Genomic DNA, 21240 nt, shown 5'->3' with positions numbered 1-21240 from the left:
CCGTTACTCCTTTATCGTTAATTCTGCAAATATCGTTTCGGCTTTCGCTTCTAAAAAATAATAAGGTTGTTGTAAAAATAGCGGCGTTTGATTAATGGCTAAAATAGCTGCCGTTGGTTGTTTATAATGAATCAAATCGCAAAATGGATGCACTTGAAAACTCGTGCCGACAATCACGATTAAGTCGGCAGAAGCAACGGCCTGAATGGCTTTTTCGATTGCCTCTTCGGATAATCCTTCTTCATACAAAGTAATAGCTGGACGGATTTGTCCATGACAGTCTGCGTGCCGATCACTAAGTAAATAGTCTTGCCAAGGAACCGTTGTACCACAAGTTTGGCAATAACATTCATATAAATTACCGTGAAAGTCCACCACTTCTTGGCTACCTGCTTTTCGATGAAGCCCATCAATATTTTGTGAAACAATTTTTCCCCGTTTCATTTGCTCTAATTGTGCCATTTTCTGGTGAATGATATTAGGTTGTGCGTCTGGATGATAGAGCGTTTTAACGAATTGATAAAACTTTTCTGGCTCTGTTTTTAAGCAAGTCCGGCTCAATAAGTATTCCGGTTGCTGGATTCCTTGATAGACACCTTTTAAGGAACGATAATCTGGCACACCTGAGGCTGTCGAGATACCCGCACCTGTTAAAAATGTGATTTTTTGTTGGGTTGCCAACCAATGAATTGCCTCGGCTTGCGTGATATCTTGCATATCGATTCAGCTCCTAATCTTCTATATTATAACGTATTTTAACATTAGCACCAAAAGTTTTTCCACTTTTTGAAAACTTCTTACCTATATATTGATTTATCTTGAAAGAGTTTGTGACAAATTTCTCAACTCGTGGTAAAATATGCATGAGTAAAAGTGAGGTGAAACAACAATGGTCGCATTTATTATTTATTGGGCTGCAATTATTGCCTGCATCGCTTGGGGCGTTTTAAGCATTTGGTTCTCTGTTTTTTATCTTTCTCGTAAAGAAAACGGAAATCTTTGGGCTTTTGCGTTCTTCAACGTTATCGCTATTATCGCCTTAGCAATTGTTTTATTAGTTTACAAAACTTGGGATTTCGGTATCTTAACTTACTCAAGTCTAATTTATACAATTTTAGCTTCTTTAGGTGTATTGACTGTTCTTCAAGCTATTTTAGGTCGTGAACCAAAAGCTGTCAAAGCTTAAGTAAAAAGCAACTGTTCCTTTAGGAATGGTTGCTTTTTTCGTATTAGTTTCTATTTCGTAGGGAAAATGTTACGCTAATTTCATGGTGTTTGTGTCCTCTTGATAAATTCCTTTGCTGGAACATATTGACTTTCTTCTGGATTTATCCTAAAATTAATAACTGAATTTAATAACTGAATAGTGCCTCAAAAAAGAGGTAGAGGTCGCGATTTTTATTACGCTTGTGGAGTGAGAGGACACTGGGAAGCAAGTTTAGGATCAATCGCCGAAATGCATAACGGAGCCTCTTCTGTTGTGTGTTGGGACGTAAGTTAAGAGCTTGCGGACTGTCTTAGTAGTGATGCTAAGTTGTGCTATGTTTCGTTGAGGAATTTTTTTCGACATTACCTAGCAACCTTACATCTGTTTGGTTGTTTTTTTGTATTCAAAAATAGGTTGTGACAGAAGTATTCTCCTTTAAAAAGACAGAATCGCTTTTGCTCAGCTGATTATCAAAGCTTGTTGATTGAAAAAAGACAAAACGATCAATCAGACAAGAAATTTAAAGGAGAGAAAAAGATGAACAAAAAAGTTTTTTCATTCAGTCTACTACTTGTCACGCTATTTTCGTTACTTGGCATGACAACCAACGCTTCGGCGGAGGAAAATGGTGAATTTCGTGTCGGCATGGAAGCTGGCTACGCCCCTTTTAACTGGTCACAGAAAAATGACGCACATGGCGCAGTGCCTATTCAAGGCAACTCTTATGCAGGCGGCTATGATGTTCAAATTTCTAAAAAAATTGCCGATGGTTTAGGTCGTAAATTAGTAATCGTCCAAACCAAATGGGATGGCTTGGCACCCGCCTTACAATCTGGAAAAATTGATGCCATTATCGCCGGAATGAGCCCAACCGCTGAACGAAAAAAAGAAATTGCTTTTACAAACCCTTATTATGAATCACAATTTGTCGTAATTGTAAAAAAAGATGGCAAATACGCTAATGCAAAAAGCTTGAAAGATTTAGCTGATGCTAAAATTACAGCTCAACTAAATACATTCCACTACGGATTAATTGATCAAATTCCAAATGTCAATAAACAGCAAGCAATGGATAACTTTTCGGCTATGCGAACAGCACTTGCTTCTGGCATGATTGATGGGTATGTTAGTGAACGCCCTGAAGGCATAACAGCAACTAGTGTCAATAAAGAATTAAAAATGTTAGAATTTCCAAAAGAAAATGGCTTTGATGCTAGCGCTGAAGACTCACAAGTAGCAGTCGGCATGCGTAAAGGCGATCCTGACATTGAAAAAGTAAACAAAATTTTAGCAGGTATTTCTCAAGATGAACGGACAAAAATTATGGACCAAGCAATCAAGGATCAACCTGCAGCAACAGATAGTGATGAACAAAAAACAGGACTTATTAACGATTTCAAAAATATTTGGAATCAATATGGCGACATGTTTTTACGTGGTGCTGGTTTAACGCTATTTATCGCGTTAATCGGGACGGTCGTCGGAACAACCCTTGGTTTACTAATTGGTGTCTTCCGTACAATTCCAGATTCTGAAAACCCAGTCGCTCGTTTCTTCCAAAAATTAGGAAATTTAATTCTTTCTATTTATATTGAAGTTTTCCGTGGTACACCAATGATGGTTCAAGCAATGGTTATTTTTTATGGTTTAGCTCTAGCTTTTGGCATCTCTTTAGACCGAACAGTGGCCGCACTATTTATCGTTTCTGTGAATACTGGTGCTTATATGTCTGAAATTGTTCGCGGAGGTATTTTCGCAGTGGATAAAGGACAATTCGAGGCAGCACAAGCGATTGGGATGACCCATGGACAAACAATGCGTAAAGTCGTTATTCCCCAAGTATTACGTAATATTTTACCTGCAACAGGGAATGAATTTGTCATTAATATCAAAGATACGGCCGTGTTAAGTGTTATCGGTGTCGCAGATTTATTCTTCCAAGGGAATGCTGCTTCTGGCGCAAACTTCCAGTTCTTCCAAACCTTTACAATTGTCGGCATCATGTACTTGGTAATGACTTTTGTGATTACACGAATCTTACGTGTTGTGGAACGTAAAATGGATGGCCCTTCTGCTTACGTTAAAGTAGAAGAATTAACTGAAGAAGGAAAAGAAAGCTAGGAGGCAAACAAATGAGTGCAATTATTGAAATTGAACATTTACGAAAAAGCTTTGGCGAAAACGAAGTATTAAAAGATATCAATATGAACGTCAACAAAGGAGAAGTTGTCACCATTATCGGTTCTTCTGGTTCTGGTAAATCAACGTTACTACGTTGTATTAATTTGTTAGAAAAACCAACAGATGGCAAAATCATCTATAATGGTAAAAATGTTTTAGAACGTGGTTATAGTTTGCCCAAATATCGGACCCATTTAGGTATGGTTTTCCAATCATTCAATTTATTTAATAACATGAATGTCTTAGAAAACTGTACTTCTGGTCAGATGACTGTCCTAAAAAGAAACAAAGAAGAAGCCAAAAAAATTGCCTTAGAAAATTTAGAAAAAGTTGGCATGGCTCGTTTTATTGATGCCAAACCTGCTCAATTATCTGGTGGACAAAAGCAACGGGTAGCCATTGCTCGAGCATTATCAATGGATCCAGATGTTTTACTTTTCGATGAACCAACTTCTGCATTGGATCCTGAAATGGTTGGCGAAGTGCTAAAAACGATGAAAAATCTTGCCCATACAGGGCTAACAATGGTGATTGTAACACATGAAATGGAATTTGCGCGGGACGTATCCGATCGTGTTATTTTCATGGATAAAGGTGTCATTGCCGAAGAAGGGACCGCTGAAGATATTTTTGTCCATCCAAAAGAAGCTCGGACAAAAGAGTTCTTACATCGGATTCTAACGAAAAACTAGTAAAAAAGAGGCAGTCATTCTGGTTAGAGTGACTGCCTCTTTTTTTATTTTTTGTATTGACGAATCATTGGCGGTTCATAAGAATCAATAAATGCACCAATTTCTTCTAAGGAATCTGAAATGAAAATTTTAGCTCGATCCGCTTCTGTTAAGAAACTAGTTTCTACCATTTTATCAAAAAAGGCAGCTAATAAGTCATAGTAACCATTCACATTGTATAAAATACACGGATTCATATGTTCACCGACTCGGCCCCAAGAGATCACCTCGCTAATTTCTTCGAGTGTGCCGGGACCACCGGGTAAAGCTAAATACACATCTGCCAATTCAATCATTTTTTTCTTACGCGCATGCATATCACTGACTGTATGCATCTTTGTAATGCCATTATGTGCAATCTCCCGCTCCATTAAAAAAGTGGGCATGACACCAATTACCTCTCCACCTTCTGCTAAAAGCGTGTCAGCCACCGTACCCATTAGACCAACATTGCCACCGCCATAAACTAGATCATAGTGATTTTCTTTCATCCAAGCGGCTAACGCTACTGCAGCTTGCTGATAGATTGGCTCATTTCCCAGACTGGCGCCACAATATACTGCCATTTTTTTCACAAACATACCCTCCATTTAGATAGATTCTTTTTTACCATCTATCCTCTGGTAGCTATGGTAGCATATTTTGATTTTCTCGAAAAGGTGCAGCCACTTTTTTTTCGTTTTAAAAGTATTTGAATTTTCAGACAATAAATGCTATAGTCTTTTTATATTTTAAAATTTCAGAAAAAGGAGCCCTATTATCTTGTCTACCTCACTCACTATTCGCTTAGTTGCCGAAGTAGATTGGCCCGCATTACATGCCTTGGACCAAATCATTTGGACAAAAAAGAATACCCCTGCCGAGATACAACCACTCTCGCTTGCGGCATATCAAGAAAAAATGAAAGATGAAACGATTTTTGTTGCCATCAGCGAACAACAACTCGCTGGATTTATTGAAGTCCATCCGCCCACTTCGTTAGCAGCTCATCAAAAGCAATGGCTACTAAGTATTGGCGTTTCGCCAGATTTCCAAGGCCAAGGGATTGGTGGTACTTTGTTGTCGTATGTCAAAGATATGGCCCAGATAAGCGGGATTCATAAGCTGAGTTTGCGAGTAATGGCTACCAATCAAGAAGCCATTCGATTCTATGAAAGACATGGTTTTGTGCAGGAAGCACATTTTAAAGAAGAATTTTATATAAATGGACACTATTGTGATGATTATCAGTATGCTTATTTCATAGAAAAATAAGAAAACCAATGTTTTCTATAAAAACTGGTTGCTCTCTGTTTCTTCTTCTGTTATTTTAAATAATAAGACAATATTAAGGAGTGTGAATCTATGCAAAAAAAGTTAGTTTGGCGTGATTATCTATACGTTGGTTCAATGTTATTCGGTTTGTTTTTCGGTGCTGGAAATTTAATTTTCCCTGTACATATGGGACAAGAAGCGGGGGCTTCCGTCTTTTTAGCAAACTTGGGCTTCTTAGCCACTGGAATTGGCTTACCTTTTCTTGGTGTCATTGCTATGGGTGTTTCTAAAAGTTCAGGTGTTTTTGACTTAGCTTCTCGGATTAATCGTCGTTATGCTCTTATTTTTACCTTACTATTATATTTAACGATTGGTCCTTTCTTTGCTTTACCAAGGTTAGCAACTACTTCTTTTGAGATTGGTCTTGCACCATTTGTTCCTAAAGACTTGCAATGGCTGGTTCTTGCTGGTTTTTCCGCATTATTTTTCTTAGCTGTTTGGCTCTTCTCTAGAAAGCCAAGTAAAATCTTAGATTATGTGGGTAAATTTTTAAATCCGTTATTTTTAGCATTGCTAGGAATTTTGATTGTTTTAGCCTTTGTAAAACCATTAGGTCATGTGGCCAGTGCCGCTGTTGGTGAAAATTATATTTCAAGTCCTTTCTTTAAAGGATTTACAGAAGGTTATAATACGCTGGATGCTTTAGCTTCATTAGCTTTTGGGATTGTTGTCGTTTCCACTTTACGAAATATGGGCGTCGAAAAACCAGGAGATATCGCTAAAGGAATGATTAAATCAGGTGCTTTCAGTGTTGTATTGATGGGGGTTATCTATACCTTACTTGCTTATATGGGAACAATGAGTATCGGGGCTTTTCCAATCAGTGAAAACGGCGGGATTGCCTTAGCCCAAATTGCCAATTACTATTTAGGCCTACCAGGGAGTATTTTACTGGCTTTTATCGTAGTTCTTGCTTGTTTAAAAACCGGTATCGGCTTAAGCACAGCCTTTTCTGAGACTTTTGAAGAAATGTTTCCGAAAGTTTCCTATCAAAAATTCTTGGCAATTGTTGTTATTTTACCAGCTATTTTTGCAAATGTCGGCTTAACCAACATCATTCAATTTGCCGTTCCAGTCTTGATGTTCCTTTATCCATTGGCGATTACTTTAATGCTTTTGGTAATCATCAGTCCTATTTTCAAACATCGACGGGAAGTCTATCAAGCAACGACCTATATCACATTGATTGCTGCTGTTTTAGATGCATTAAATAGCGCGCCTGCCTTTATCAAAGATACGGCGTTTGTAACAACGCTTTTAGAAAAAGCCGGCCAATACTTACCATTGTTCACTATTGGCATGGGCTGGGTCGTTCCAGCAACGGTTGCTTTTCTAATTAGTTGGGTTTGGGTCATGATTTCTAAAAAAGATCCTATTCTTGATTAATTCTTACCAAAACGACACTAGAAAAAATGCGGAAGCGCATCTTTTCTAGTGTCGTTTTTATGTATATTCGTTGTACCAAACTCTTGACTATGGTAAATTGAAGTTACCAACAAGTACTGGAGGAAATTGCCCATGTTAGTTACAACAACCGAGAGAATTAGCGGTCAAGAATATGAAATTATTGGAGAAGTTTTCGGGTTAACCACACGTTCTAAAAATATGTTTAAAGATTTAGGTGCTGGACTAAAAAGCGTAGTTGGCGGTGAAATCAAAGGTTACACTGATATGCAACGAGAAGCACGCGACCAAGCAATCGAACGTTTAAAAGCAGAAGCCTCTAAATTAGGTGCAGATGCCGTTGTGATGATGCGTTTTGATTCTGGCACAATTGGCACAGACATGCAATCTGTCGTGGCTTACGGAACAGCTGTTAAATACATCTAAATTTTGCAACTAAAAAGACGTAGACCTTTTCTTGTAAGGTCTACGTCTTTTTAGTTTTCATATTTCACTTCTGCTAAATACAATCCTTCTGGATGAGCAGTCGGACCTGCTAAATTTCGATCTTTGGCTGCGATAATTGCTGGAATCGCGGTTGGTTCCAGCCGCCCATTGCCGATTTTCAATAGCGTACCAACTAAAATCCGAATCATTTTGTACAAGAAACCATCGCCCCGAAAAGTGAATGTTAATTCATCCCCCGTTTCATTGACATGAACACTGGCTTCATGAATAGTTCGGACTTTATCTTCTACTGAACTTCCTGAGGCACAGAAAGAGGTAAAATCATGGGTACCTAATAAATCAGGTAAAGCTTGTTGGATTTTTTCGAGATCAATGGGATACGGAAAATAACTGGCATAAAAACGTCGAAATGGACTTCGCGGTTTGCCAATATCCACTTTAAATTGATAGGTTTTTTCGATCACGTGATAACGTGCATGAAAGTCTTCTGAAACACGTTCCACGCTTCGCACAGCAATGTCTTCGGGTGTTTGTGTGTCTAACGCAAAGCGCATTTTTTCCAACGGACGTTCCTGCGGATAATCAAAGTGAATCACTTGGCCCATTGCATGAACACCTGCATCTGTTCGTCCTGAACCAAAAACCGTCACGGAGCGTCCGTTATTCATGCGTGCTAACGTTTTTTCTATTTCTTCTTGAACGGTACGCTCATTAGGCTGCTTTTGAAAGCCATGAAAATGAGTGCCATCATAGGCAATGATTGCTTTATAGCGGGGCATAATTTTTCTTCACCTTTTCTAAGTTCTTAATACAAATAAGCCAATGGTTAACAAGACAAAGCCAAACATTACTATTGTATCTCGTAGGTGCCAATGAAGAATGCGGTATTTCGTCCGTCCTTCACCGCCTTGATAACCTCTTGCTTCCATGGCAGTCGCTAAGTCTTCCGCACGATTAAAACTACTTACGAAAAGCGGAATCAAAAGTGGAACAATAGCTTTCATTTTTTGAAGTAAGTTTCCTTCACCAAAATCAACACCACGGGCACGTTGGGCATTCATAATCTTTTCCGTTTCATCCATTAATGTTGGGACAAAACGTAAGGCAATTGATAACATCAATGAAACTTCATGAACTGGAAATTTCACCACACGAAGTGGGCGTAACAAATATTCAATCGCATCTGATAACTCTAATGGTGCCGTCGTTAAAGTTAATAACGTTGACATGAAAATAATTAAAACAAAACGACAGAAAATAAATAGCCCATTCGTCACACCAAACTGGGTAATGGAAATAATTCCCCACTGAAAGTACACTTCCCCCCCTTGTGTAAACAAGGTTTGAAGAGCCACAGTAAACAGAATTAGCCATAATAATGGCCGAACACCGCGGATAAAGAAGCGGGCGCTGATTTTTGATAATGAAATAGCAAAAGCAGTAAAGGCTGCTATTAAAACATAACTCTGCCAATTATTTGCTAAAAAGATAATTCCAATAAAATAAAAACTAGCTAATAATTTTGCACGCGGATCTAAACGATGGATAAAAGAATCGCCTGGAATATAACGCCCAAAAATCAATTTATTCATCATTTTGCCTCACCTGCTTCCTGCATTTTTTTCAGAAGCTGATCGGCTAATTGATCGGCCGTTAATGGTAATTGCTCAAAAGAAAAGCCTTTTGCCACTAATTTTTCAGCAAATTCGGCTGCAGTTGGCACGCCTAATTGTTTTTCTTTCAGCCATTGTGTCTCTTGAAACACTTCTTGTGGTGCTCCCGCTCGGACGATTTGTCCTTTTTCTAAAACAATCACATGATCTGCGTAATTAGCCACGTCATCCATCAAATGTGTCACTAAAACGATGGTCATATTATGTTCCTTATGCAGACGGCTAAACATCTCCATCATTTCTTTACGACCCTTAGGATCCAAACCAGCAGTCGGTTCATCTAATACTAAGACTTCTGGTTCCATCGCTAGCACACCAGCAATTGCGACACGGCGCATTTGACCACCTGATAACTCAAACGGAGAATGTTGTAAGTATTTTTCATCTAAGCCGACTAAATCAAGCATTTTCTTAGCTAATTTTTTCGCTTCTTCGTCTGAAACACCAAAGTTTTTCGGTCCGAAAGCGATGTCTCGCTCCACTGTTTCTTCAAACAATTGTGCTTCTGGAAATTGAAAAACGATCCCAACTTTTTTACGAATTGGTTTTAAATTCTTATTATCAGTTTCTGGCGTAATTACACGCTCTCCAATTGTCACTTGGCCTTTAGTTGGTTTCACCAAAGCATTTAAATGTTGCAATAGCGTTGATTTGCCACTGCCAGTATGACCGACAATCGCTGTATAAGAGCCGTCTTGAATCGTTAAATTAATATCGAATAATGCCCGTTGCTCAAAAGGAGTATTGGGTTGGTAAGTAAAATCTACTTGTTTAAAACGGATGTCCATAACCAATCCACCATCCCTTCTTCTGTTAAATAATTCGTTGGCACAACAACGCCACGCTCTTTCAAAGCTACTTTTAATTTTTCAGGAAACGGTAAATCCAAGCCCATTTCAACAAGCGCTTCTCCTGCAGAAAAAATCTTTTCTGGTGTTCCCTCGTTTGTCAATTGTCCTTGGCGCATCACTAAAATACGATTCGCATTAGCCGCTTCATCAATATCGTGGGTAATAGAAATAACTGTTAAATTGCTTTCTTCTTTAATCTTTTGAATGGTAGCAATTACTTCTGCACGACCTTCTGGATCTAACATACTTGTCGCTTCGTCTAAAATAATAATATCTGGTCGCAAAGCAACCACACCAGCGATAGCTACTCGTTGTTTTTGGCCGCCAGATAGCCGAGCAGGTTCTCGCTTGGCAAAATCTAACATACGAACCCGTTCTAATGCATCGTGAACACGTTCGACCATTTCATCACGCGGAATACCTTGATTTTCTAAACCAAAAGCCACATCGTCTTCGACTGTTGAACCGACAAATTGGTTATCTGGATTTTGAAAAACCATTCCTACCATACGCCGGATATCCCAGACGTTTGCTTCATTTAATTCTTTGCCGCCAACTTTGATAGTCCCAGCAGCTGGCAGTAACAGACCATTGATCGTTTTGGCTAACGTTGATTTACCAGAACCATTATGGCCAATAATAGCGACCCATTCGCCTTGTTGAATGGAAAAAGACACATCTTTTAAAGCGGGAGAAGCATCTTCTGGTTGATAATTAAATTGGATATTATTTAGTTCAATGATTGGTTGCATCGCGTACTCCCTCAATCTATTTATTCTTTCTAACACTACCAAAAAAGTAGCGTTTTTTCAATCATCTGTTCTGATTCTTCACACTATTTTTTATTATACCAAAAGAACGGTCATTATGGGAGCTCTTATCTGTCTTGACAGGTCTATTTTTCATAAAAATAACTTCTTGTTCTCATAAAACAAGAAGTTACTGATTTTCTTTTAAAAATGTGTCTTCAAATATTCAAACGCATATTGGGCATATAACTCAGCACCCATTGCCATCGCATCTTCATCAATATTGAAACGACCATGGTGATGTGCCCATTCCGTATCTTTCTCCGGATTACCACTTCCCACTAAGGCAAAACAACCAGAAGCATGTTCAGTATAATAACTGAAGTCTTCGCCACCGGTTGTCGGCTCTTCTTGTCTTAAGGCCGCTTCACCAAAATTTTCCTTAATTAGTGTTTGAGCAAACAAGGCATCTTGCTCATCATTAATCACTGGCAACGTTCCATATTGATAATCTAACGAAGCCGTCCCACCGTAAATAGCGGCTGTTTGTTCCGCATAGCGTTGTAGCGCCTGTTCTACTCGCTTACGCGTTGCTACACTAAAGCAACGAACCGTTCCTTCTAAACGTGCATTCTCAGCAATCACATTAAAACGGGTCCCCACATCCATCCGTCCAATCGTGACAACTACTGGATCTAAAGGATCTGTCTCCCGAGAAACAATCGTTTGCAGATTCATCACGAAAGAAGAAGCTATGACTGCCGCATCAATACAAGCGTTTGGCATGGCACCATGGCCACCACGGCCTTTAAAATCAACAGAAAAAATATCTGCGGATGCGAAACTTGAGCCCACTCGACACGAAGCGGTTCCTACAGGCATTTGTGACCAGATATGTAAGCCAAATACATCATCAACACCGGTCATTGCGCCTTGCGCAACCATTGCTTTAGCACCTTGCGCATTTTCTTCAGATGGTTGAAAAATTAACCTTACTGTTCCCTGAAGTTCTTCTTGGATTTCTTTTAATACTTTAGCTGCTGTTACTAACATCGCGGTATGGGAATCATGCCCACATGCATGCATCTTGCCAGCTTCTAAAGATTTATAAGCTAAATCTTCATTTAATTCCTGTACAGGTAAGGCATCCATATCCGCCCGCAGCGCAACCACTCGGCCTGGTTTGCCGCCCACAATTTCAGCAATTAAACCCGTCGGTTCTGTTTTGCGATAAGTAATTCCTAATTGATCAAGAACTGCCGCGACTTTTTCTGTCGTTCGAAATTCTTCAAATTGTAATTCTGGATGTTGGTGTAAATCCCGTCGAAAAGCAATCATTTCTTGTGCATGCTGCATGATTAGTGCTTTGATTTTTTTCATACTTACGCCCCGTTTCTACAAACTTAATAAAATACTTGAAAAAATACCCGCTAAAATAACCGAAACAATGGTGACTGTTACGAAACCTGCCACTAACATCGGTGGCATTAAATGGCTCGTTAAAGCCGCCTGTTCTTGTTCATCTTCTGTCAATGATTGAATCACTTCATTAGTAATAATATAATCGGCTGGAAAGCCATATAAAGCTGTCAACGAAACAGCGAATGCCATCTCTTTACTCACACCTAATACACGACCAACAATTGCTGAAAAGATGTACATCCCGATAACACCAATCACAATAATCCCAATCATTGGTAAAAATAAATCCATCAACATTTCAGGTGTGGCTTGCTTTAAGCCATCAAAGACAAAAAGCATTAACCCTAAAATCGCAAAACCAAAGCTATTTGCTTTCTGTAATGGTTGCTTTTCTAAAAAGCCTAAAGACGTTGCAATCACGCCAAAACATAAACACAGCACAAAAGGACTAATCGTCACAAACGGTGCCGTCCACACAGAAACATAATAAGCAAGTGTGGCAACTAAGGCTAAACGTAAAATTCGTGAATAATCTGTATGATATCGTTTGGGTACTTTTTCAAATAGTTTAGGCACATCTGGTTCTGCTCCTGTTTCTTGCCCCTCTTGTTCATGAACCGGCTGCCATGTCCCTGCTCGATATTCTTGAAGCTTCCGCTTTCCTTCTTTTTTTAGAACAATTGAAGTTAAGGGATAACCTGCAAACCCTTGAATGACATAAATTAAAATTGCCAAAACCGAAAGTGAGGCTAAACCAGCTGATTGAGCCGCTTCTGACATTACTAATGAAGAAACTAAACCTCCTACTAACGGCGGGATTGCAACTAAAACTGTTTTTAAGTCAAAAACAAAAGTCCCTACAGCTAACAACAAGGCAATAATGCCCAGAATACCTGACAAAGCAATCACAATCGTTTTCCATTGATTAACCAATTCTTTAACAGAGAGCAGAGTACCCATATTAGTAATCAACAGATACATTAATAAAGTGGCAACCACTGTAGGAATCCCTGCCACTTCCACAATATTTTGTGGAAAAATAGTCCAATAACCAAGAATAAATAAAACACCACAAACAAAAACGGATGGAATCCAAGCTTTTGTTTTGATAGAAACTACATCACCAATGTATAAAATAACCATCAGCAACGAAAAAGCAAACATTTGCGACATATAATTCCCCCTTCTACTAACTCAGATGTTTAATTATCTGAAAATTCCAATTAATAACCAGTATAACAAACCGGAAAAGCTTCTGCAATGCTTTTAAGAAACAAAAAAGCTTTGAGAAAACAGCGTTTTCCCAAAGCAAAAAAAAATCACCTTTATATGATGAGTGCTCCCCTGCTAAAGCCATCTTTAACAGGGAAAGCAGAGCTAGACTCGGAGTCGCCTCCAACATCATAACACTCTAAAAGAAACATCTATAAAGTGATCGGTTTATTAATTATTTAACAAATTCGATAACTACCATTGGTGCTGCATCGCCGCGTCTTGGTTCTGTCTTCAAGATACGAGTGTAACCACCTTGGCGTTCCGCGAAACGAGGTCCTAAATCGTTAAATAGCTTTTGTAAAGCTGATTCAACAACGATAGACTCATCTTCTTCACGAACACTAGCAACTTCATTACGAACGAAAGTAGCTGCTTGACGACGTGCATGAAGATCTCCACGTTTACCTAAAGTAATCATTTTTTCTACAGTTGAACGTACTTCTTTCGCACGAGCTTCAGTAGTTACGATGCGTTCGTTGATGATTAAATCAGTTGTAATATCACGTAGCATAGCTTTACGTTGGCTTGATGTGCGTCCTAATTTACGGTAACTCACGTTGGGTTCCCTCCTTCGTTTCTGTTCTCACGAGCCACTGCTGTTAAGCAGGACTGGAAACTTCGTAAAAGTCTTAATCGTCCTTACGTAATCCTAATCCTAGATCATGCAATTTAAGTTTTACTTCTTCAAGAGATTTACGACCTAAATTACGTACTTTGATCATTTCTGGTTCAGATTTGTTTGTAAGTTCTTGTACAGTATTAATGCCTGCACGTTTTAAACAGTTATATGAACGAACTGATAAATCAAGTTCTTCAATCGTCATTTCTAGCATTTTCTCTTTTTGAGTTTCTTCTTTTTCCACCATGATTTCAGCGTTTTTCGCTTCGTCAGTAAGGTTTACAAAGATATCTAAATGCTCAGTCATGATTTTCGCAGCTAAACTTAGTGCTTCTTGAGGAATGATTGAACCATCTGTCCATATTTCCATTGTTAATTTGTCGAAATCATCACGACGACCAACACGTGTATTTTCTACTTGGTAGTTAACACGACGAACGGGTGTGTAGATGGAATCAACTGGAAGTACACCGATTGGCATATCTTCTTTTTTGTTTTCGTCTGCTTGAACATAGCCACGACCAGGTTTCACTGTTAAGCGAGCATGGAAAGTAGCTCCTTCAGCAACACTACAGATAACTAAATCTTTATTTAGGATCTCAACATCACTGTCCACGATAATATCGCCGGCAGTCACGGTAGCGGGTCCTGTAATATCGATCTCAAGGGTTTTCTCTTCTTCAGCATATAATTTCAATGCTAAGCCTTTAATATTCAAAATAATTTGTGTTACGTCTTCTCGTACACCTGGAATGGTTGAGAATTCGTGTAAAACACCATCGATTTGAATATTCGTAATTGCAGCTCCTGGTAAAGAAGACAATAAAATACGACGTAGAGAGTTACCTAAAGTAGTTCCGTAACCGCGTTCTAATGGTTCAACGACGAACTTACCATAATCTCTATTTTCATCAATTTTTTCGATTCTTGGTTTTTCAAATTCAATCATTCTTATCTATACCCCTTTCAAAACGAAAAGTGTCTTGTTCAATGACGTTCCTAATTCAAACTCAGAATGAGTGGCGCTCATTAAACACGACGGCGTTTTGGAGGGCGGCATCCATTATGAGGAACTGGAGTCACGTCACGAATTGCAGTCACTTCTAAACCTGTTGCTTGTAATGAACGAATTGCTGCTTCACGTCCAGAACCAGGTCCTTTAACTGTTACGTCTACAGTTTTAAGTCCATGTTCCATTGCCACTTTAGTTGCGGCTTCTGCAGCCATTTGAGCGGCAAAAGGAGTTGATTTTTTGCTTCCTTTAAAGCCTAATGATCCTGCTGATGACCATGCTAATGCATTACCATGTGTATCAGTAATCATTACGATTGTATTGTTGAATGTAGAATGGATATGTGCTACACCTGATTCTATATTCTTTTTGACACGGCGTTTACGACTAACTTTTTTTGCTGCCATGAAGTTCTAACCTCCTTCACTTAGGAATTATTTTTTCTTGCCTGCTACTGTTTTAGTAGGGCCTTTACGAGTACGTGCATTATTTTTCGTGTTTTGTCCACGAGTTGGTAATCCACGACGGTGACGGATTCCACGGTATGAACCGATTTCCATCAAGCGTTTGATGTTTAAGTTCACTTCACGACGAAGATCCCCTTCAACTTTTAACTTATCAATTTCCGCACGAATCGCATCTGTTTGTTCGTTTGTTAAATCACGTACACGAACATCTTCAGATACGCCAACGTTTGCTAAAACTTTTTTAGCTGTAGTGTTACCAATACCATAAATGTAAGTAAGAGAAACTACTACACGTTTGTCACGAGGGATGTCTACTCCTGCAATACGAGCCATTATTCGTTACACCTCCTAATTATCCTTGACGTTGTTTATGTTTTGGATTTGCTGGGCAAATAACCATAACACGTCCTTTACGGCGAATTACTTTACAATGTTCACACATTGGTTTTACTGATGGTCTTACTTTCATGATAATACCTCCTGTGGTTTTACGGAGTACAATTATTTAAAGCGATAAGTAATACGGCCACGCGTTAAATCATACGGTGATAATTCAACTGTTACTTTGTCACCAGGTAAGATACGGATGTAGTGCATACGGATTTTACCTGAAACAGTAGCAAGAACTTGGTGTCCATTTTCTAGTTCGACTTTAAACATTGCATTCGGCAAAGTTTCGACGACTGTACCTTCGACTTCAATCATATCTTCTTTTGCCACGCACAGTACCTCCTTGTACTTGTTTCGCGTTTTCACACGATAAAACGGCGGAAACTCCAGCTCCCACCTAGAAATTCTCAACTAACTTCGTTATTCATTTTGATGTCACAAAACTGTAGAAGTCGGACTGATATATTCTACCATATTTAGTTATGTTTTGGCAAGAGAAACTGAATACAACAACAGGGTTAAACTGCGGGCAATTGGAAATTAGTTTTCGTCAATGATTTTTTTCACATCAGAAAAAACAGTATCGATTTCGCGATTGCCATCGATTGTATGCATCAAGCCTTGTTCTTTATAGAAAGCTAAGATTGGTGCGCTACTTTCAATGTTGACTGCCAAACGATTTTTAACCGTTTCGGGCTTATCATCTTCTCTTTGGTAGAATTCATGTCCGCCACAGCGATCACAAGTGCCTTCAACTTTTGGCGGGTTGAATAATTTATGATACGTTGCGCCACATGTGCGACAGATGAATCGTCCAGCTAAACGCTCGATTAATACATCTTCTTCTACATGGATGTCAATGACAGCATCAATTTTTTTGTTTAATTCTTTAAGCATTGTATCTAATGCTTTTGCTTGATCCAGTGTACGTGGGAAACCATCTAATAGGAATCCTTTGTCTGTGTCTGGTTCAGCAAGGCGTTCTTTAACAATTCCGTTTGTTACTTCGTCAGGAACCAGTTCACCTTTATCGATATAAGATTTCGCTTCTAGGCCCAAGGCAGTTTCATTTTTCATTGCTGCACGGAACATATCTCCAGTAGAAATATGTGGAATGCCATACGTATCAATGATTTTTTCTGCTTGGGTGCCTTTACCTGCTCCAGGTAATCCCATTAAAATGAGGTTCATATATTCTCCTCCTAATTTTAAAGACCGGCTTATGAAGCTAGCCATATGTGAGAATGGTGCTGAGGTAAAACCTCAACACTCGATTCTTACTTATTGATAAAGCCGACATATTGACGTTTCATCATTAATCCTTCTAATTGTTTCGTTGTTTCTAATGCAACCCCGATAACGATTAGTAAACTTGTTCCACCTAAACCGATTGATTGAGGTAAGTTCCAAACCATTTGCGCAATGATTGGAAGTAAAGCAACAAGTCCTAGGAAAATTGAGCCGACAACACTTAATCTCATTAACACGCCAGATACATATTCTTCTGTACCTTTACCTGGCCGCACGCTTGGAATGTAGCTTCCTTGTTTTTGTAAGTTTTCCGCTAATTTCTCAGGGTTTACTTGAACAAATGCATAGAAGAACGTAAACGCAACGATTAGGACAGTATAGATGATTGCCCCTGGAACTGTGTTATAACTGAAGATTTTTGTCATAATGTCATACCAATTTTCACCAGCGAATTTTGATGAGAAAGCTTGTAAAATGGCATTTGGTGTTGCAATTAACGAGCTGGCAAAGATAACTGGAATAACCCCAGCAGCATTTACTTTTAACGGTAAATAACTACTTGTTGGTGCACCAGAAACACGTTTTGTATATTGGATTGGAATCTTACGTTCTGCTTGTTGGAAGAACGTTACGACTGTAACAATCACCAAAATAGCAATAACTAAGATTGCAATGAAAATAACAGATTGCCAAATACGAGAAGACTCGATATTGACGAAGTAATCTTCATAGATTTCTTTGACTGCTCCTGGCAAACGAGAAATAATCCCGGCAAAGATAATCATTGAAACACCATTTCCGATTCCTTTTTCTGTAATTTGTTCACCCATCCAAGTCACAAACATCGTCCCAGCAGTTAAAATAACTGCAATCATCACAAAGGTACCTAAGGTTGGATTGTTGACAATCCCAGTTTGACTTAAGCTATTAAAACCAGCAGTGATCCCCATTGACTGAGCCACACCCAAGACAATCGTTAGATATCTTGTTGCTTGATTTAATTTCTTACGACCAACTTCCCCTTGTTTTGACCACTCTACAAATCTAGGTACAATATCCATTTGCAATAGTTGAATAATAATAGAGGCTGTAATGTATGGCGAAACCCCCATCGAGAAGATAGAGAAGTTTTGCATGGCACTACCACTCACCATATTCAACATATTCAAAAAGGGTAAGCTACTTAAATCAGACAATCCCTTTGCATTCACCCCGGGCACAGTAATGTGCGCACCTAGGCGAAATACAAACAAGATTAAAACTGTAAATAAGATTTTTGATCTAATGTCTTTGACTTTAAAGGCGTTCTTTAATAGCTTGAACAATTAGATCACCTCGATTGAACCACCAGCAGCTTCGATAGCTTCTTGTGCTGATTTCGAGAATTTAGCTGCTTTCACAGTTAATTTTTTCGTTAACTCACCATCTGCAAGAACTTTGATTCCCGCTTTTTCGTTTTTAACGATTCCTGCTTCTTTTAGGACAACAGGAGTTACTTCTGTTCCATCTTCAAAACGGTTTAAAGTATCTAAGTTCACAACAGCGTAATCTTTACGATTGATGTTTGTAAACCCACGTTTTGGTAAACGACGGAATAATGGAGTTTGACCCCCTTCAAATCCTAAACGAACACCACCGCCTGAACGGGCTTTTTGCCCTTTTTGTCCACGGCCAGCTGTTTTACCATTACCAGATGAAGTACCACGTCCAACACGGTTACGTACTTGGCGTGAGCCCTCAGCAGGTTTTAATTCATGAAGTTTCATAGGTTTGGCACCTCCTTAAGCAATCTTCTATTACAAATCTATAAATCTTAAACTTCTTCTACGTCCACTAAATGTGAAATAGTGTTAACCATACCTTTGATTGCTTCATTGGCAGGTTTTGTAACAGTACTATTCACTTTACCTAAACCTAACGCTTTAACTGTAGCACGTTGGTTTTGAGGACGTCCGATAACACTGCGTTTTAAAGTAATTTTTAATTCAGCCATTATTTTTGTCCTCCTTAACCGATAATTTCTTCTACAGATTTACCGCGAAGTGCTGCCACTTCTTCGGCACGTTTTAATTGTTTTAGACCTTCAACAGTTGCGCGAACAACGTTAATAGGTGTGTTTGAACCTAGTGATTTAGATGTAATATCTGCTACACCAGCTAATTCCAATACGGCACGAACTGGTCCACCAGCAGCTACCCCAGAACCTTCTACTGCAGGTTTCATAAGGATACGGCCGCCACCGAATACGCCAATTACTTCGTGCGGGATAGTAGAACCAACCATAGGCACTTCAACTAAGTTTTTCTTCGCGTCTTCGATTGCTTTACGGATAGCTTCAGGTACTTCTTGTGCTTTACCAGTACCGAAACCAACGTGTCCGTTTTTGTCACCGACAACAACTAAAGCTGCGAAACGTAAACGACGTCCACCTTTAACAACTTTTGTTACACGGTTGATCGCTACAACGCGGTCTTCTAATTCCAAATGTTTTGGATCAATATAAACCATGAATGGTGTTCCTCCTTCTCCTAAAATTCTAGTCCATTTTCACGAGCAGCTTCAGCTAAAGCTTGCACGCGGCCATGGTAAAGGTATCCACCACGGTCGAAGACTACTTTTTTGATGCCTTTTTCAGCGGCACGTTCAGCAACTAGTTTACCAACAGCTGCAGCTGTTTCTGTTTTTGTTCCACCTGAAATTTCTTTATCCAAGGCAGAGGCACTTGCTAGCGTCACACCCGCTACGTCATCAATGACTTGCGCGTAGATGTTTTTGTTAGAACGGAAAATGTTCAAGCGTGGGCACTCAGCAGTACCAGAGATTTTGTTACGTACACGACGATGTCTCTTTTGACGTGTTTTGTTTTTATCTGGTTTTGTAATCACAATTTTCACCTCTTTGATTTAATGTTTACTACTAATATTTCAAGCAGTCAGCAGATTACGGAAAAGAGAAGCTGGCAGACAAGACAAAAGCATTTTATTGGAAAAATCCCATAAAATGACAGTTGCTTGTTGTTGACTTCTGTTTTCTACACAGCTGTTATTATTTACCAGTTTTACCTTCTTTACGGCGTACAAATTCACCAACATAGCGAATCCCTTTGCCTTTATAAGGTTCTGGAGGACGAACGCCACGGATGTTAGCAGCTAATTCACCAACAACTTCTTTGTTGATGCCTTTAACGATAACTTGTGTGTTCGCAGGTACTTCAAATGTTACGCCTTCTGGTGCTGTCATTTCGACAGGATGAGAATAACCAACGTTTAAAGTTAATTTGTTGCCTTGTACTTGGGCACGGTATCCGACCCCGATAAGTTCAAGTGCTTTTTGGAAACCTTCAGAAACACCAACAACCATGTTGTTGAAGTTTGCACGAGTTGTTCCGTGGATTGTTTTCATTTCTTTTGAATCGTTTGGACGAGTGAATGTCACTTCGTTTCCTTCGATGTTCATTTTGATATCAGAAGAAAATTCGCGTGTTAATTCACCTTTAGGTCCTTTAACTGTAATGTTGTTTCCGTCTTGCTTGATTTCAACACCAGCAGGAAGAACAACAACTTTATTACCAATACGGCTCACTTAGAGACACCTCCTTGTGTATTTTTTAGAATTACCATACGTAGGCGATTACTTCGCCGCCGATATTTTTCGCTCTAGCTTCTTTGTCAGTAATTACACCCTCTGATGTAGAGATGATTGCAATTCCTAGACCGTTTAATACTTTTGGTACTTCGTCAGCTTTTACGTATGCACGTAAACCTGGTTTAGAAATACGTTTTAAGTTTGTGATAACACGTTCTTCGTTTTTACCATATTTTAGGAAAACACGGATTACGCCTTGTTTGTCATCTTCGATGTATTCTACGTCGCGGATAAATCCTTCACGTTTCAGGATTTCTGCGATATCACGTTTGATTTTTGAAGCAGGTACTTCTAAAGTTTCATGTTTAACCATGTTCGCATTACGAATGCGAGTTAGAAAATCTGCAATTGGATCTGTCATGACCATTGAACTATTTACCTCCTTTATGCGAGTTTACTTGTTTACCAGCTAGCTTTCTTCACGCCGGGAATTTGACCTTTATAGGCAAGTTCGCGGAAGCAAATACGGCAAAGATGAAATTTACGATAAACTGAATGTGGACGTCCACAACGTTCACAACGAGTATAAGCTTGTGTTGAATGTTTAGCAGGACGTTTGTTTTTAGCAATCATTGATTTTTTAGCCACGTAGTTCGCCTCCT

Annotated in this window: 30 protein-coding genes and 1 riboswitch; of the genes, 6 read left to right on the top strand and 24 right to left on the bottom strand. The window is 39.1% G+C overall.

The window, feature by feature from the left end; all coding sequences use genetic code 11:
• Nucleotides 1-3: 3 nt before the first annotated feature.
• Nucleotides 4-717: an NAD-dependent protein deacylase gene (locus IGK03_RS00920; protein WP_002408256.1), complete on the bottom strand. Its 714-nt coding sequence runs from the start codon at nucleotides 715-717 to the stop codon at nucleotides 4-6.
• Between the two features lie 172 nt (nucleotides 718-889).
• Here IGK03_RS00920 and IGK03_RS00915 point away from each other — a divergent pair, with 172 nt between their 5' ends.
• From IGK03_RS00915 to IGK03_RS00905, 3 genes are all read left to right on the top strand, one after another.
• Nucleotides 890-1186, top strand: a complete 297-nt coding sequence (locus tag IGK03_RS00915; protein ID WP_002356244.1) for a hypothetical protein — start codon at nucleotides 890-892, stop codon at nucleotides 1184-1186.
• A 189-nt stretch (nucleotides 1187-1375) separates the two neighbouring features.
• A riboswitch (Lysine riboswitch) is annotated at nucleotides 1376-1550 on the top strand.
• Between the two features lie 194 nt (nucleotides 1551-1744).
• Complete coding sequence (locus tag IGK03_RS00910; protein ID WP_002381368.1) at nucleotides 1745-3328, top strand: ABC transporter substrate-binding protein/permease; 1584 nt, start codon at nucleotides 1745-1747, stop codon at nucleotides 3326-3328.
• An 11-nt stretch (nucleotides 3329-3339) separates the two neighbouring features.
• Complete coding sequence (locus tag IGK03_RS00905) at nucleotides 3340-4080, top strand: amino acid ABC transporter ATP-binding protein (RefSeq protein ID WP_002356242.1); 741 nt, start codon at nucleotides 3340-3342, stop codon at nucleotides 4078-4080.
• Between the two features lie 44 nt (nucleotides 4081-4124).
• On the opposite strand, the gene IGK03_RS00900 is transcribed toward IGK03_RS00905, so the two are convergent.
• Complete coding sequence (locus IGK03_RS00900; protein ID WP_002383869.1) at nucleotides 4125-4709, bottom strand: TIGR00730 family Rossman fold protein; 585 nt, start codon at nucleotides 4707-4709, stop codon at nucleotides 4125-4127.
• A 172-nt stretch (nucleotides 4710-4881) separates the two neighbouring features.
• On the opposite strand from IGK03_RS00900, the gene IGK03_RS00895 reads away from it, so the two are divergent.
• The 3 genes from IGK03_RS00895 (at nucleotide 4882) to IGK03_RS00885 (ending at nucleotide 7263) form a co-directional block, all read left to right on the top strand.
• On the top strand, nucleotides 4882-5373 hold the full coding sequence (locus tag IGK03_RS00895) for an N-acetyltransferase family protein (RefSeq protein WP_430602411.1): 492 nt from the start codon (nucleotides 4882-4884) through the stop codon (nucleotides 5371-5373).
• 90 nt (nucleotides 5374-5463) lie between these two features.
• Entirely contained in the window at nucleotides 5464-6819 is a 1356-nt protein-coding gene (brnQ, locus tag IGK03_RS00890) for a branched-chain amino acid transport system II carrier protein (RefSeq protein ID WP_002373848.1), read from the top strand.
• 132 nt (nucleotides 6820-6951) lie between these two features.
• Nucleotides 6952-7263, top strand: coding sequence for a heavy metal-binding domain-containing protein (locus IGK03_RS00885; protein ID WP_002381365.1), 312 nt, complete (start codon nucleotides 6952-6954; stop codon nucleotides 7261-7263).
• A gap of 50 nt (nucleotides 7264-7313) precedes the next feature.
• Here IGK03_RS00885 and truA read toward each other — a convergent pair whose 3' ends face one another.
• The 22 genes from truA to IGK03_RS00775 form a co-directional block, all read right to left on the bottom strand.
• Complete coding sequence (gene truA / locus IGK03_RS00880) at nucleotides 7314-8063, bottom strand: tRNA pseudouridine(38-40) synthase TruA (protein ID WP_002370657.1); 750 nt, start codon at nucleotides 8061-8063, stop codon at nucleotides 7314-7316.
• A gap of 18 nt (nucleotides 8064-8081) precedes the next feature.
• Complete coding sequence (locus IGK03_RS00875) at nucleotides 8082-8879, bottom strand: energy-coupling factor transporter transmembrane component T family protein (protein ID WP_002373841.1); 798 nt, start codon at nucleotides 8877-8879, stop codon at nucleotides 8082-8084.
• Complete coding sequence (locus tag IGK03_RS00870; protein ID WP_002381364.1) at nucleotides 8876-9745, bottom strand: energy-coupling factor ABC transporter ATP-binding protein; 870 nt, start codon at nucleotides 9743-9745, stop codon at nucleotides 8876-8878. The genes IGK03_RS00875 and IGK03_RS00870 overlap by 4 nt, the downstream gene beginning before the upstream one ends.
• Nucleotides 9721-10560 carry an energy-coupling factor ABC transporter ATP-binding protein gene (locus tag IGK03_RS00865; RefSeq protein ID WP_002359354.1) on the bottom strand — a complete coding sequence of 280 codons (840 nt, stop codon included), beginning with the start codon at nucleotides 10558-10560 and terminating at the stop codon, nucleotides 9721-9723. Before IGK03_RS00865 ends, IGK03_RS00870 begins: the two co-directional genes overlap by 25 nt.
• Nucleotides 10561-10761: 201 nt before the next feature.
• Entirely contained in the window at nucleotides 10762-11937 is a 1176-nt protein-coding gene (locus IGK03_RS00860) for a M20 family metallopeptidase (protein ID WP_010713618.1), read from the bottom strand.
• Nucleotides 11938-11952: 15 nt separating this feature from the next.
• Nucleotides 11953-13152 carry a DUF819 family protein gene (locus IGK03_RS00855; protein ID WP_002356229.1) on the bottom strand — a complete coding sequence of 400 codons (1200 nt, stop codon included), beginning with the start codon at nucleotides 13150-13152 and terminating at the stop codon, nucleotides 11953-11955.
• Nucleotides 13153-13168: 16 nt separating this feature from the next.
• Complete coding sequence (locus IGK03_RS00850; protein WP_002411018.1) at nucleotides 13169-13381, bottom strand: hypothetical protein; 213 nt, start codon at nucleotides 13379-13381, stop codon at nucleotides 13169-13171.
• A gap of 45 nt (nucleotides 13382-13426) precedes the next feature.
• On the bottom strand, nucleotides 13427-13810 hold the full coding sequence (gene rplQ / locus IGK03_RS00845; RefSeq protein WP_002356228.1) for a 50S ribosomal protein L17: 384 nt from the start codon (nucleotides 13808-13810) through the stop codon (nucleotides 13427-13429).
• Between the two features lie 73 nt (nucleotides 13811-13883).
• Nucleotides 13884-14822, bottom strand: coding sequence for a DNA-directed RNA polymerase subunit alpha (locus IGK03_RS00840; RefSeq protein WP_002356227.1), 939 nt, complete (start codon nucleotides 14820-14822; stop codon nucleotides 13884-13886).
• Between the two features lie 80 nt (nucleotides 14823-14902).
• A complete protein-coding gene (gene rpsK / locus IGK03_RS00835; protein ID WP_002356226.1) occupies nucleotides 14903-15292 on the bottom strand; it encodes a 30S ribosomal protein S11 in 390 nt (129 codons plus the stop codon).
• Nucleotides 15293-15319: 27 nt separating this feature from the next.
• The gene (gene rpsM, locus IGK03_RS00830; RefSeq protein WP_002356225.1) at nucleotides 15320-15685 is read right to left on the bottom strand and encodes a 30S ribosomal protein S13; all 366 of its coding nucleotides are present in this window, start codon (nucleotides 15683-15685) and stop codon (nucleotides 15320-15322) included.
• Nucleotides 15686-15704: 19 nt separating this feature from the next.
• A complete protein-coding gene (gene rpmJ, locus IGK03_RS00825) occupies nucleotides 15705-15821 on the bottom strand; it encodes a 50S ribosomal protein L36 (RefSeq protein WP_002288710.1) in 117 nt (38 codons plus the stop codon).
• Between the two features lie 32 nt (nucleotides 15822-15853).
• Nucleotides 15854-16072, bottom strand: a complete 219-nt coding sequence (gene infA / locus IGK03_RS00820) for a translation initiation factor IF-1 (protein WP_002356224.1) — start codon at nucleotides 16070-16072, stop codon at nucleotides 15854-15856.
• A gap of 210 nt (nucleotides 16073-16282) precedes the next feature.
• Nucleotides 16283-16933 (bottom strand): adenylate kinase, encoded by a 651-nt coding sequence (locus IGK03_RS00815; protein ID WP_002356223.1) that lies wholly within the window; start codon nucleotides 16931-16933, stop codon nucleotides 16283-16285.
• An 86-nt stretch (nucleotides 16934-17019) separates the two neighbouring features.
• Nucleotides 17020-18318 carry a preprotein translocase subunit SecY gene (gene secY, locus IGK03_RS00810; RefSeq protein WP_002359350.1) on the bottom strand — a complete coding sequence of 433 codons (1299 nt, stop codon included), beginning with the start codon at nucleotides 18316-18318 and terminating at the stop codon, nucleotides 17020-17022.
• Nucleotides 18319-18759, bottom strand: a complete 441-nt coding sequence (rplO, locus tag IGK03_RS00805; RefSeq protein WP_002356221.1) for a 50S ribosomal protein L15 — start codon at nucleotides 18757-18759, stop codon at nucleotides 18319-18321.
• 47 nt (nucleotides 18760-18806) lie between these two features.
• Complete coding sequence (rpmD, locus tag IGK03_RS00800; protein WP_002356220.1) at nucleotides 18807-18986, bottom strand: 50S ribosomal protein L30; 180 nt, start codon at nucleotides 18984-18986, stop codon at nucleotides 18807-18809.
• A 14-nt stretch (nucleotides 18987-19000) separates the two neighbouring features.
• Nucleotides 19001-19501, bottom strand: a complete 501-nt coding sequence (gene rpsE, locus IGK03_RS00795; RefSeq protein ID WP_002356219.1) for a 30S ribosomal protein S5 — start codon at nucleotides 19499-19501, stop codon at nucleotides 19001-19003.
• A gap of 20 nt (nucleotides 19502-19521) precedes the next feature.
• Complete coding sequence (rplR, locus tag IGK03_RS00790; protein WP_002356218.1) at nucleotides 19522-19878, bottom strand: 50S ribosomal protein L18; 357 nt, start codon at nucleotides 19876-19878, stop codon at nucleotides 19522-19524.
• A 160-nt stretch (nucleotides 19879-20038) separates the two neighbouring features.
• Nucleotides 20039-20575: a 50S ribosomal protein L6 gene (rplF, locus tag IGK03_RS00785; protein WP_002356217.1), complete on the bottom strand. Its 537-nt coding sequence runs from the start codon at nucleotides 20573-20575 to the stop codon at nucleotides 20039-20041.
• A 31-nt stretch (nucleotides 20576-20606) separates the two neighbouring features.
• Nucleotides 20607-21005, bottom strand: a complete 399-nt coding sequence (rpsH, locus tag IGK03_RS00780; protein ID WP_002356215.1) for a 30S ribosomal protein S8 — start codon at nucleotides 21003-21005, stop codon at nucleotides 20607-20609.
• A gap of 35 nt (nucleotides 21006-21040) precedes the next feature.
• Complete coding sequence (locus IGK03_RS00775) at nucleotides 21041-21226, bottom strand: type Z 30S ribosomal protein S14 (protein WP_002356214.1); 186 nt, start codon at nucleotides 21224-21226, stop codon at nucleotides 21041-21043.
• Nucleotides 21227-21240: the final 14 nt, after the last annotated feature.

This window comes from Enterococcus sp. DIV2453a, assembly GCF_050533535.1.
GTDB classification, from domain to species: domain Bacteria; phylum Bacillota; class Bacilli; order Lactobacillales; family Enterococcaceae; genus Enterococcus; species Enterococcus faecalis.
The sequence above is the reverse complement of the archived record's forward strand: the minus strand, read 5'-3'. Positions and strand labels throughout refer to the sequence as shown.

What these genes read in the sequence shown, in the direction of transcription:
- IGK03_RS00920 (WP_002408256.1), bottom strand. Translation starts at nt 717, where the DNA reads ATGCAAGATATCACGCAAGCCGAGGCAATTCATTGGTTGGCAACCCAA.
- IGK03_RS00915 (WP_002356244.1), top strand. Translation starts at nt 890, where the DNA reads ATGGTCGCATTTATTATTTATTGGGCTGCAATTATTGCCTGCATCGCT.
- IGK03_RS00910 (WP_002381368.1), top strand. Translation starts at nt 1,745, where the DNA reads ATGAACAAAAAAGTTTTTTCATTCAGTCTACTACTTGTCACGCTATTT.
- IGK03_RS00905 (WP_002356242.1), top strand. Translation starts at nt 3,340, where the DNA reads ATGAGTGCAATTATTGAAATTGAACATTTACGAAAAAGCTTTGGCGAA.
- IGK03_RS00900 (WP_002383869.1), bottom strand. Translation starts at nt 4,709, where the DNA reads ATGGAGGGTATGTTTGTGAAAAAAATGGCAGTATATTGTGGCGCCAGT.
- brnQ (WP_002373848.1), top strand. Translation starts at nt 5,464, where the DNA reads ATGCAAAAAAAGTTAGTTTGGCGTGATTATCTATACGTTGGTTCAATG.
- IGK03_RS00885 (WP_002381365.1), top strand. Translation starts at nt 6,952, where the DNA reads ATGTTAGTTACAACAACCGAGAGAATTAGCGGTCAAGAATATGAAATT.
- truA (WP_002370657.1), bottom strand. Translation starts at nt 8,063, where the DNA reads ATGCCCCGCTATAAAGCAATCATTGCCTATGATGGCACTCATTTTCAT.
- IGK03_RS00875 (WP_002373841.1), bottom strand. Translation starts at nt 8,879, where the DNA reads ATGATGAATAAATTGATTTTTGGGCGTTATATTCCAGGCGATTCTTTT.
- IGK03_RS00870 (WP_002381364.1), bottom strand. Translation starts at nt 9,745, where the DNA reads ATGGACATCCGTTTTAAACAAGTAGATTTTACTTACCAACCCAATACT.
- IGK03_RS00865 (WP_002359354.1), bottom strand. Translation starts at nt 10,560, where the DNA reads ATGCAACCAATCATTGAACTAAATAATATCCAATTTAATTATCAACCA.
- IGK03_RS00860 (WP_010713618.1), bottom strand. Translation starts at nt 11,937, where the DNA reads ATGAAAAAAATCAAAGCACTAATCATGCAGCATGCACAAGAAATGATT.
- IGK03_RS00855 (WP_002356229.1), bottom strand. Translation starts at nt 13,152, where the DNA reads ATGTCGCAAATGTTTGCTTTTTCGTTGCTGATGGTTATTTTATACATT.
- IGK03_RS00850 (WP_002411018.1), bottom strand. Translation starts at nt 13,381, where the DNA reads ATGTTGGAGGCGACTCCGAGTCTAGCTCTGCTTTCCCTGTTAAAGATG.
- IGK03_RS00840 (WP_002356227.1), bottom strand. Translation starts at nt 14,822, where the DNA reads ATGATTGAATTTGAAAAACCAAGAATCGAAAAAATTGATGAAAATAGA.
- rpsK (WP_002356226.1), bottom strand. Translation starts at nt 15,292, where the DNA reads ATGGCAGCAAAAAAAGTTAGTCGTAAACGCCGTGTCAAAAAGAATATA.
- rpsM (WP_002356225.1), bottom strand. Translation starts at nt 15,685, where the DNA reads ATGGCTCGTATTGCAGGAGTAGACATCCCTCGTGACAAACGTGTAGTA.
- rpmJ (WP_002288710.1), bottom strand. Translation starts at nt 15,821, where the DNA reads ATGAAAGTAAGACCATCAGTAAAACCAATGTGTGAACATTGTAAAGTA.
- IGK03_RS00815 (WP_002356223.1), bottom strand. Translation starts at nt 16,933, where the DNA reads ATGAACCTCATTTTAATGGGATTACCTGGAGCAGGTAAAGGCACCCAA.
- rplO (WP_002356221.1), bottom strand. Translation starts at nt 18,759, where the DNA reads ATGAAACTTCATGAATTAAAACCTGCTGAGGGCTCACGCCAAGTACGT.
- rpmD (WP_002356220.1), bottom strand. Translation starts at nt 18,986, where the DNA reads ATGGCTGAATTAAAAATTACTTTAAAACGCAGTGTTATCGGACGTCCT.
- rpsE (WP_002356219.1), bottom strand. Translation starts at nt 19,501, where the DNA reads ATGGTTTATATTGATCCAAAACATTTGGAATTAGAAGACCGCGTTGTA.
- rpsH (WP_002356215.1), bottom strand. Translation starts at nt 21,005, where the DNA reads ATGGTCATGACAGATCCAATTGCAGATTTTCTAACTCGCATTCGTAAT.